Annotated in this window: 11 protein-coding genes; all 11 read left to right on the top strand. The window is 33.4% G+C overall.

The window, feature by feature from the left end:
• Positions 1-38 precede the first annotated feature (38 nt).
• Entirely contained in the window at positions 39-1,211 is a 1,173-nt protein-coding gene (locus IU405_RS07895; RefSeq protein ID WP_197438067.1) for a trans-sulfuration enzyme family protein, read from the top strand.
• A 92-nt stretch (positions 1,212-1,303) separates the two neighbouring features.
• Complete coding sequence (locus IU405_RS07890; RefSeq protein ID WP_197438066.1) at positions 1,304-1,723, top strand: RrF2 family transcriptional regulator; 420 nt, start codon at positions 1,304-1,306, stop codon at positions 1,721-1,723.
• Positions 1,713-2,948 carry an acyloxyacyl hydrolase gene (locus IU405_RS15695; RefSeq protein ID WP_231749611.1) on the top strand — a complete coding sequence of 412 codons (1,236 nt, stop codon included), beginning with the start codon at positions 1,713-1,715 and terminating at the stop codon, positions 2,946-2,948. Before IU405_RS07890 ends, IU405_RS15695 begins: the two co-directional genes overlap by 11 nt.
• Before the next feature lie 210 nt (positions 2,949-3,158).
• Positions 3,159-3,407, top strand: a complete 249-nt coding sequence (locus IU405_RS07875) for a DUF2061 domain-containing protein (protein WP_197438065.1) — start codon at positions 3,159-3,161, stop codon at positions 3,405-3,407.
• Positions 3,407-4,021 carry a phosphoadenosine phosphosulfate reductase family protein gene (locus IU405_RS07870; RefSeq protein WP_197438064.1) on the top strand — a complete coding sequence of 205 codons (615 nt, stop codon included), beginning with the start codon at positions 3,407-3,409 and terminating at the stop codon, positions 4,019-4,021. The genes IU405_RS07875 and IU405_RS07870 overlap by 1 nt, the downstream gene beginning before the upstream one ends.
• A gap of 12 nt (positions 4,022-4,033) precedes the next feature.
• A complete protein-coding gene (gene cysD, locus IU405_RS07865; protein WP_197438063.1) occupies positions 4,034-4,939 on the top strand; it encodes a sulfate adenylyltransferase subunit CysD in 906 nt (301 codons plus the stop codon).
• 194 nt (positions 4,940-5,133) lie between these two features.
• Positions 5,134-6,381, top strand: coding sequence for a sulfate adenylyltransferase subunit 1 (locus IU405_RS07860; protein ID WP_197438120.1), 1,248 nt, complete (start codon positions 5,134-5,136; stop codon positions 6,379-6,381).
• Positions 6,382-6,390: 9 nt separating this feature from the next.
• Positions 6,391-8,496: a HEPN domain-containing protein gene (locus IU405_RS07855; protein ID WP_197438062.1), complete on the top strand. Its 2,106-nt coding sequence runs from the start codon at positions 6,391-6,393 to the stop codon at positions 8,494-8,496.
• Positions 8,497-8,533: 37 nt separating this feature from the next.
• Complete coding sequence (gene cobA, locus IU405_RS07850) at positions 8,534-9,358, top strand: uroporphyrinogen-III C-methyltransferase (protein ID WP_197438061.1); 825 nt, start codon at positions 8,534-8,536, stop codon at positions 9,356-9,358.
• Entirely contained in the window at positions 9,348-9,923 is a 576-nt protein-coding gene (locus tag IU405_RS07845; protein ID WP_197438060.1) for a bifunctional precorrin-2 dehydrogenase/sirohydrochlorin ferrochelatase, read from the top strand. Before cobA ends, IU405_RS07845 begins: the two co-directional genes overlap by 11 nt.
• A 40-nt stretch (positions 9,924-9,963) precedes the next feature.
• Positions 9,964-10,385 (top strand): NAD(P)/FAD-dependent oxidoreductase (locus IU405_RS07840; protein ID WP_197438059.1); only part of this gene is annotated, 422 nt, incomplete at its 3' end.

The following is a 10,385-nucleotide window of genomic DNA, read 5'->3' as shown; positions in this document are numbered from 1 at the left end:
CAGAAACAATAGAAACAAAAAGAACATTACCCAAAAATATGAGCGAACATTTCGAAACCAATGCCATCAGAAATCAGAATGAAAGAAGTCAGTTTTCAGAGCATTCAACTCCATTATATCTTACTTCTAGTTTCGTTTTTGACGATGCTGAAGACATGCGTGCCTCTTTTGCAGAAGAAAAAGAGCGCAATTTATACAGCCGATTTACAAATCCAAACACCACTGAATTTGTCAATAAAATTGTTGAAATGGAAGGTGCAGAAGCTGGTTATGCTTTTGCCACTGGAATGGCTGCGATTTTTACGTCGTTTGCAGCATTACTAAAAGCAGGTGATCACATTGTTTCTTGCAGTTCCGTTTTTGGTTCTACACACGCTATGTTTACAAAATTTCTCCCAAAATGGAATATTGAAACCACTTATTTTAAGGTTGATGAAGTAGATTTGGTAGAAAGTTTGATTCAAGAAAATACGAAAATTTTATACATTGAAACGCCTACAAATCCAGCAGTAGATATTTTGGATTTGGAATTGTTAGGAAAAATCGCCAAAAAACATCACCTGATTTATATTGTAGATAATTGTTTTGCAACACCTTATGTACAACAACCTATCAAATTTGGCGCAGATTTAGTGATTCATTCCGCAACAAAATTGATAGATGGTCAAGGAAGAGTTTTGGGTGGAATTACAGTTGGAAACAAAGAATTGATGCACGAAATTTATTTGTTTGCCAGAAATACAGGACCTGCAATGTCGCCTTTCAATGCGTGGATTTTATCAAAAAGTTTGGAAACTTTGGCAATCAGAGTTGAAAAACATGCCGAAAATGCGCAAAAAGTTGCCGAGTTTTTAGAGCAACATTCATCAGTAAAAATGGTGAAATATCCCTTTCTAAAATCACATCCTCAGTATGAAATTGCCAAAAAACAAATGAAATTAGGAGGGAATATTGTCGCATTTGAAATCAAAGGTGGTATTGATGCAGGAAGAACGTTTTTGAACAACATCAAAATGTGTTCATTGTCAGCAAATTTGGGCGATACAAGAACCATTGTGACACATCCATCTTCCACTACGCACAGCAAATTATCAGAAAAAGACCGATTAGAAGTTGGAATTACAGATGGTTTAGTGCGTGTTTCTGTTGGTTTGGAAAATGTGGCTGATATTATTGCAGATATTGAACAAGCATTGGCTTTTAATGCTTAGTTATTAGCATTTTAAACACAGTTCAAAGTTCAAAGTTCAATATTCAAACCAAAAACTAACAACTAAAAGCTAAAAACTAATATCTTTGTTTCATGCTTTCTAAAAAAACAAAATACGGAATCAAAGCGATGACTTATTTGGCGAAACAACATGACAAAAGTCCTGTTCAAATCGCCACAATTTCAAAGTGCGAAAATATTTCGTTAAAGTTTTTAGAAAGTATTTTGTTAACTCTCAGAAAAACAGGTTTTTTAGGATCAAAAAAAGGAAAAGGTGGAGGTTATTATTTGCTAAAACATCCATCAGAAATCTTAATGACTGATGTAATGCGTGTTTTGGAAGGTCCCATTGCAATGGTGCCTTGCGTAAGTTTGAATTTTTATGAAAAGTGTGATGATTGTCCAGATGAAAATGCTTGTGCAGTCCACAATTTAATGATTCAAGTGAGAGATAGCACTTTAGAGATTTTCAAAAATACTTCCTTAGAAAAATTGACGAAGAATGAGTTTTGATTCAACGAAAAGAAAGATACTCATTTTAATTTGTTGCTTTTTTTTAGGCAACAGTTTTTCTCAAACTGAAAATGCTGACAAAACCAAATTCACCAATTTTTTATCAAAATCCTATTATAGCATCAATTTAGGCGGAATTTTTTATCCTTTTTCAAACGAAAATTTGATTGATGGATATGCCACAAATACCTTCAGTCGAAATTGGTTTTCTGGCAGATTGTTATTAGGCCACAAAATTACGGATGATTTTTCGGTGCAATTTGGAACCATGAGACCTGCAGCGTGGTTTAAATATGACAACGTGAATAACATTGGTTATGACAGAAGTGTTTGGATCAATGCTTGGTCTTTGTCACTTAAAAAAGATTTTCAATTGTCAGAAAAAACGTCACTTTATGTAGAATCAGGAATTGCAAATGTGACCAGATTTGGATTTTCTATTGATGACAAAGTGATTTATGAAGACGCGCATTTTGCCAGTTTATTATACGGATTTGGCATACAGCATTGGTTATCAGATAAATGGAGATTATCTTTAAATGGTACTTTCTTACCAAAATCAACCAAAAACAATCAACCTTCCATTTCGCAAGCAAGTGTGGGATTTGAATATCATTTGCAACAAGTAGACGACAAAATTGCGGATGAATATGCTAATAACGGCTACTTTTTTCCAAAGAATATTTTTCAAATCAGCTATGGAACTAGTGCTTTAGGTTTTGGTGTCAATCGTTTTTTCGGAATGAGTTTAAAAGTTGGCAATTTTGAAAGTTTTGGAATTCCTATTTTTTGGGTTGGTGAAGTCAAAGCAAATCACGCTTTTTCATTGACTTATCAGAGACTTATTTACAGATCAGAAAGAATTTTTTCATTAGATTGGGGAGCAAGTGTTACCTATTTTCAGTCACCAATAAATAATGAAAATGTGTTCGCAATTTCAATTTTTCCAGTTTTGCGATTCTATTTGTTACGGAGAGAAGGCTTTGATTTTTATACAAATTATTCAATAATTGGACCTACTTTTATTACGAAAAGTGATATTGATAATACAAAAACAGGTCCCAAAATCACCTATCAAGACACCATGGGTTTTGGTGTTTTTTTTGGAAAAGACCGAAAATTCAATGCTGAACTTCGAATCATGCATTATTCAAATGGAAATATTTTCACCAGAAATGATGGAGTTGCCATTCCTATTCAGTTTACTTTGGGAAAAACATTCTAATTTTTACTTTAATTCAATTTAAAACCTCAATTATTCAAGCTATTTCCTGATAATTTGATAAAAAATCAAACTATTTTTTTATAATCTACTAAAACTATAGGATTTGTGTAAATTTTAATAAATTTATAAGACAAATTCTATATAAATACAGTAAGTTTGCATACCCTACTAAATAGATAGGATTAATTAACTATACTAATTGAAACCCAAATGATATTCAATAAATCCGAAAATAAAGGAAGTTTTGAAGAAGATAAAAAATCTGAAAGACCTATAAGAAGTGTTGTGAAAGCCATTAGTTGGAGACTTGTTGGAACGCTTGACACTCTTGTTATTTCTTATTTTATCACTCAAAAAATATCGTTGGCAGCATCAATAGCATCTCTTGAAGTAATGACAAAAATGATACTATATTTTTTTCATGAAAGAGTTTGGAATACCATAAAATGGGGAAAATAATGAACTTAGATTTAGAAAAAACCAACAAAGAATTGCAAGATAAAAGTCCAGAAGAAATTATCAAATGGGCAATAGAGATTGCAAAAAATCCAATAATCACCACAAATTTCAGACCTTATGAAGTGGCGATTTTACATGCTGTTACAGCTGTTAAAAGCGATATCAAAGTAATTTGGTGCGATACAGGTTATAACACTGTTCAAACCTATAAACACGCAGAATTGTTGATAGGAAAATTGAATTTAAACATTCATTTATTCACTCCAAAACAAACAGTTGCGCATAGAAATGTGGTTTTGGGTGTGCCTAGTATTGACGATCCAAAACATCAATTGTTTACAGAGCAAGTAAAATTAGAACCTTTTTCAAGAGCCATGAAAGAGCATCAGCCAGATGTGTGGTTTACGAATTTAAGAAAAGGTCAAACTTCGTTCAGAGATAGTATTGACATTGTTTCAAAAAGCAAAGATGGCATGCTAAAAGTGAGTCCATTTTATCATTGGTTAGACAGTGATTTAGATACATATTTGTCTGAAAGACAATTGCCTAACGAGTTTGTGTATTTTGATCCAACAAAAGTTGAAAGTAATAGAGAATGTGGATTGCATTCTTAAAAAATAATAAAAATGAGTAAAAAAATCTTGGAAGTAAATGCTTTAGAAAGCGAAGCTATTTATATTTTTAGAGAGGTTGTTGCCCAATTTGAACGTCCTGTGTTGCTTTTTTCTGGCGGAAAAGATAGCATTACATTGGTGCGTTTGGCGCAAAAAGCGTTTTATCCTGCAAAAATTCCTTTTCCATTATTGCACATAGATACAGGTCATAATTTTCCTGAAACGATTGCATTTAGAGACAAATTGGTTCAAGAATTAGGTTTGGAATTAATCATTAGAAATGTGCAAGACAACATTGATAATGGCAAAGTAAAAGAGGAAAAAGGAAGGTATGCAAGTAGAAATATTTTGCAAACAGAAACCTTGTTAGATGCCATTGAAGAGTTTGATTTTGATGCGTGTATTGGAGGCGCAAGAAGAGATGAAGAAAAAGCAAGAGCCAAAGAACATATTTTTTCTGTGAGAGATGATTTTGGACAATGGGATGAAAAAAACCAACGTCCAGAATTGTTTGATATGCTCAATGGACGCATTGAATTGGGTCAAAATGTGCGTGTTTTTCCTATTTCAAATTGGACAGAATTAGACGTTTGGTCTTACATTGAAAAAGAGCAAATCGAAATTCCGTCTATTTATTTCGCGCACAAAAGAAAAACATTTATTCGTGATGGATTCATTTGGTCTGCCAATGACGATGTGGTTTATAGAGATGAATATGAGGAAGTTATAGAAAGAACTGTGCGTTTTAGAACTGTGGGTGATATGAGTTGTACAGCAGCTGTGATTTCTGATGCAGCAACAATTGATAAAGTTGTGGAAGAAATTAGAGACGCTTCTATTTCAGAAAGAGGCGCCAGAATTGACGATTCACGTTCAGAAGCAGCCATGGAAAAACGCAAACAACAGGGATATTTTTAAAGAGCCTCCTTTCCCACAAAGGGGAGAAAATTGAAATATAAATCCAAGAAAATAAGTATTGAAATTTTCAGAACTAAAATAAATAAAAATAATACTCAACATGAGTTCCTTCTTTTTTGGAGGTTTTGAATTGACTTATGAGTTACGCAAAAACAAAAACGAATTCAACTCCTTTCCCTTTGGGGAAGGTTGGGATGGGGCACCTAAAAATAGCAACAGCAGGAAGTGTAGATGATGGAAAAAGCACTTTAATTGGTCGACTTTTATACGATACAAAGTCGTTAACAACGGATAAATTAAAAGCCATTGAAGAAAAAAGCAAACAACGAGGTTTTGATTATTTGGATTTTTCACTAGCAACTGATGGTTTAATTGCAGAACGTGAACAAGGAATTACCATTGATGTAGCGCATATTTATTTTTCTACACCTGCCAAAAGTTTTATCATTGCTGATTCTCCTGGTCATGTGGAATACACTCGAAATATGGTTACTGGCGCTTCAAATGCACAAGCTTCTATCATTTTGGTGGATGCTAGAAATGGTGTTGTTGAACAAACGTATCGTCATTTTTTTATCAATAATTTATTGCGAATTAAAGAAGTAATTGTTGCTGTGAATAAAATGGATTTGGTGAATTTTTCGGAAGAAAAGTTTCAAACCATCAAAAATGAAATTAACTATTTAGCAACCAAAAGTGATTTTGAAACCCAAAAAATTACATTCATTCCAATTTCTGCGTTGAATGGTGATAATGTAGTTGAAAAATCAACAAAAATGTCATGGTATCAAGGTGAAACGTTATTGCATTATTTAGAAAATATCGATACAACTCAAATCAATGAAAACACAAAAGCTCGATTTCCTGTACAAACTGTAATCAGACCAAAAACAGCTGAATATCATGATTTTAGAGCTTATGCTGGGAAAATTTATGGTGGTGATTTTTCTGTTGGAGACCCAATTTTGGTGTTGCCTTCTTTGACAAAATCGACCATCAAAAATATCAATTTTTTTGATCAAGAGTTTGACACAGCGCTTTCAGGAAGTTCGGTTTCCATCACTTTAACAGATGATGTAAATGTGAGTAGAGGTGATATGATTGTGAAGATTGATGAAATTCCGACGATTTCAAAAGACTTGGAAGCAACTATTTGTTGGATGGATAAAGAGCCGCTTCAAAACTCTCAAAAATATTATTTGAAACATGGTGTCAACGATGTACAAGCAAAAATTACCCAAATATCAACTATTTTAAAAACCGATTTTTCTGGAGTTGAAGAAAATCCAACAGCTTTGACTTTAAATCAAATTGGTGATATTCAAATCAAAGTTAGCAAACCGCTTTTTTTTGATACGTATAAAAAACATAAATACAATGGCGCTTTTATCTTAATCAATCCAAAAACCAATAATACTGTAGGTGTTGGATTCATAAAATAAACTGAAAAAATGAAAAGTTTTAGAACAGAAATAGAAAATCCAGTTGTTGAAAAAGACATCATTGAATTGGCTGATAAAATAGCACAATACAACAATTTACAAATTGATGAAGAGAAATTCAGAAGTTTGCGATTGGCAAGAGGCGTCTATGGTCAGCGTCAACAAGGCGTTCAAATGATTCGTATAAAACTGCCTTATGGTAAAGTAAAAAGCAATCAATTGCATAGAATTGCGAACGTTTCTGATGAATATTCAACAGGAAAATTACACATTACAACGCGTCAAGATATCCAAATTCATTATGTTGATTTGAACAGAACACCTGAATTGTGGGCTGAATTAGAAAAAGACGATGTTACGTTGCGTGAAGCTTGTGGAAATACGGTTAGAAATGTGACTGCCTCAGAAACTGCAGGCATAGATATTGACGAACCTTTTGATGTTTCGCCTTATGCGGATGCCGTTTTTAAATTCTTTTTAAGAAATCCTTTTTGTCAAGAAATGGGACGAAAATTCAAAGTTTCGTTTTCTGCTTCTGATGCTGATTCAGGGCTTTCGTATATGCATGATTTGGGTTTTATTGCCAAAATTGAAAATGAAATTCGTGGATTTAAAGTGCTGATTGCTGGAGGTTTGGGTTCGCAACCACGTCATGCAGATGTGCTGTACGAATTTTTACCTTCGGATAAAATAATTCCAACAATGGAAGGAATTTTACGTGTTTTTGATAGATATGGAGAACGAAAAAGCAGGGGAAAAGCTCGTTTGAAATTCTTAATCAATGATATTGGATTGGAAGATTTTAAAGATTTAGTGGCTGCTGAACAAAATGCCATTGAATTCAAATCCGTTGAAATTGATGTTGAAAATTATGAAACAACAAAACCAGCACAAATTTCACAAATTCCTGAAGTGACAATTTCTGATAAAAAACAATTTGAAATTTGGAAATCAACCAACGTAATTCCTCAGAAGCAAAAAGGATATGTTGCTATTGGAGTGAAAGTTTTATTGGGTAATTTTTACACAGATACTGCCAGAAAATTGGCTGATTTAGTATCAAAATATGCAGCTTCTGAAATCCGTTTTACGTTGCGTCAAAATTTAATTATTCCTTTTGTAAAAGAAGAATTGTTAGAGTTTTTCTATTCAGAATTGACAAAATTAAACTTTGCAGAACCAGGCTACAACAAGGCTGTTGACATCACAGCTTGCCCAGGAACAGATACTTGTAATTTGGGAATTGCAAGCAGTACAGGAATTGCTGAAAAGTTGGAAGATGTTATCAAAACAGAATATCCACAACTTTTAGCAAATGAAGATTTGGTCATCAAAATCAGTGGTTGTATGAATGCTTGTGGGCAACACAATATGGCGCATATTGGTTTTCAAGGAATGTCTGTAAGAACTCCTGAAAAATTGGTTGCTCCTGCCCTACAAGTTTTGTTGGGTGGTGGAAATTTAGGAAATGGGAAAGGTATTTTTGCAGATAAAATCGTGAAAATTCCAAGTAAAAGAGGTCCTGAAGCATTGCGTAGAATTCTAAATGATTTTGAAAAAAATGCCCATGGAAGCAATTTTACTGAGTATTATGCAGCAAAAGGGAAAAAATATTTTTATGATTTTTTGAGTGATTTACAAGATGCTACAAATCTTACTCAAGACGATTTTATTGATTGGGGAAACAGCGAAACCTATGTTCAAGAAATTGGCATTGGAGAATGTGCAGGAGTAGTGATTGATTTGATTGCAACCTTATTTTTAGAAAGTGAGGAAAAAATCGAAAAAGCAAAAGAATCACATCAAAATAGGGTGTATTCGAATGCTATTTATCATGCTTACAGTTCTTTAGTGAATTCTGCAAAAGCGATGTTATTGTCAGAAGATATCAGTACAAATTCTCATGCAAACATCATTCAACAGTTTGATGAGGTTTTTATTTCTTCAGATAAGATTGGTTTAGAGACCACTTTTTCGAAGTTGATTTATCAAATTCAAGAACAAAAACCAACAGCCGTTTTTTCAGAAAAATACATTGAAGATGCCAGTTACTTTTTACAAAAAGTAAGGGAATATAGAAAATTAGAAACTTCCTTTTTAAAAGAAAATCAATAAGTATTTTATTTTTTTAAGGTAAAATGACATGAAAAAAATGAATACTATTCACAATTATAAAGAAATTACTTTTCCCCCTTTGGGGGTTAGGGGGCTTTTAACGGTGGTTGGAGCTGGTCCTGGAGATGTAGATTTGATTACTGTAAAAGCAATGAAAGTTTTAAAAACGGCTGATGTGGTTTTGTATGATGCTTTGGTAAATGAAGAAATTTTAAACTACGTAAATCCAAAAGCAGAACTCATATTTGTTGGAAAAAGAAAAGGATGTTATGCGTATCAGCAAGAACAAATTAACGAATTGATTGTGGCGCGTGCTAACAAATTCGGACATGTAGTTCGCCTAAAAGGAGGAGATCCTTTTATTTTTGGAAGAGGTGCAGAAGAGATTGAATATGCAGCAAAATTTGGTTTAGAAACAGCCTTTGTTCCTGGGATTTCCTCAGCATTAGCTGTGCCTGGAAGTCAAAACATTCCATTGACAAAACGTGGATATTCAGAAAGTTTTTGGGTGATTACAGGTACTACAAAAACGCATGAATTGTCTTCAGACATTCAATTGGCAGCAAAATCTAATGCCACTGTAGTGGTTTTGATGGGCATGAGTAAATTACCTCAAATTGTGCAATTATTTCAACAACAAGGTAAAAATAAGTTGCCTGTGGCCATCATTCAAAATGGCACAACTTCAGATGAAAAAATAGGCATTGGAATTGTGGATACCATTGAGCAAGTTGTTGAAAATGAACAATTAAGTAATCCAGCAATCATCATTTTTGGCGAAGTTGTCAAACATCGTGAAACGATGATAAACATCCAACATCAGTATCAATTTCAACTCAATTCAGCTGTTTATGGAACGTAATAATTTATATCCCATTTTTTTAAAAACGCATCAATTACAGATTTTAATTGTGGGTGGAGGATATGTGGCACTCGAAAAAATGTCTTTTTTATTGAAGTCAAGTCCAGATGCCAATGTGACTTTAGTGGCGCCTTTTTTTCGTGAGGAAACCAAAGAGTTTGCAGCAAAGTTTCAAATCCAATTGATTGATGATACTTACAAAAAATCGTATTTGAAAAACAAACAAATTGTGATTGCAACCACTGATAATTTGGATGTAAATATTCAAGTTTATAAGGATTGTAAAGCAAAAAATATCTTGGTTAATGTGGCAGATAATCCACCTTTTTGTGATTTTTACATGGGCGGAATTGTCACCAAAGGAAATGTAAAAATTGCCATTTCAACCAATGGAAAATCACCAACAACAGCCAAAAGATTGCGTCAATTTTTTGAAGATATTATTCCTGATGATATTGATGATTTGGTGAAAAATTTGAATGAATATAGAAAAACCATCAAAGGAAATTTTGAAGAAAAAGTCGAAAAATTAAACGAGTTTACAAAGAGCTTAGTTGAAAAATAAAAAAGACTAAGAGCAAATAGCAAAAAGCAAATTTTATAAAATGATTACAACAGATATATTGATTATTGGAGCTGGTCCCACAGGGTTATTCACAGTTTTTGAGGCAGGATTGTTAAAATTACGTTGTCATTTGATTGATGCTTTGCCTCAACCTGGAGGACAATGTTCGGAGATTTATCCTAAAAAACCGATTTATGATATCCCTGCATATCCTGAAATTTTAGCAGGTGATTTGACGGATAAATTGCTAGAGCAAATCAAACAATTTGAGCCAGGATTTACGCTTGGTGAACGAGCAGAAACCATTGAAAAACAAGCAACCGAAACTTTTATAGTAACGACCAATAAAGGCACCAAACACCATGCAAAAATTGTGGCAATTGCTGGTGGATTAGGAAGTTTTGAACCCAGAAAACCATTGATTGACAACATTGCTGATTTTGAGGATAAAGGCGTTGAATA

Origin of the sequence: Polaribacter sp. BAL334 (assembly GCF_015767435.1) — a bacterium.
Classification (GTDB): Bacteria; Bacteroidota; Bacteroidia; order Flavobacteriales; family Flavobacteriaceae; genus Polaribacter.
The sequence above is the reverse complement of the archived record's forward strand: the minus strand, read 5'-3'. Positions and strand labels throughout refer to the sequence as shown.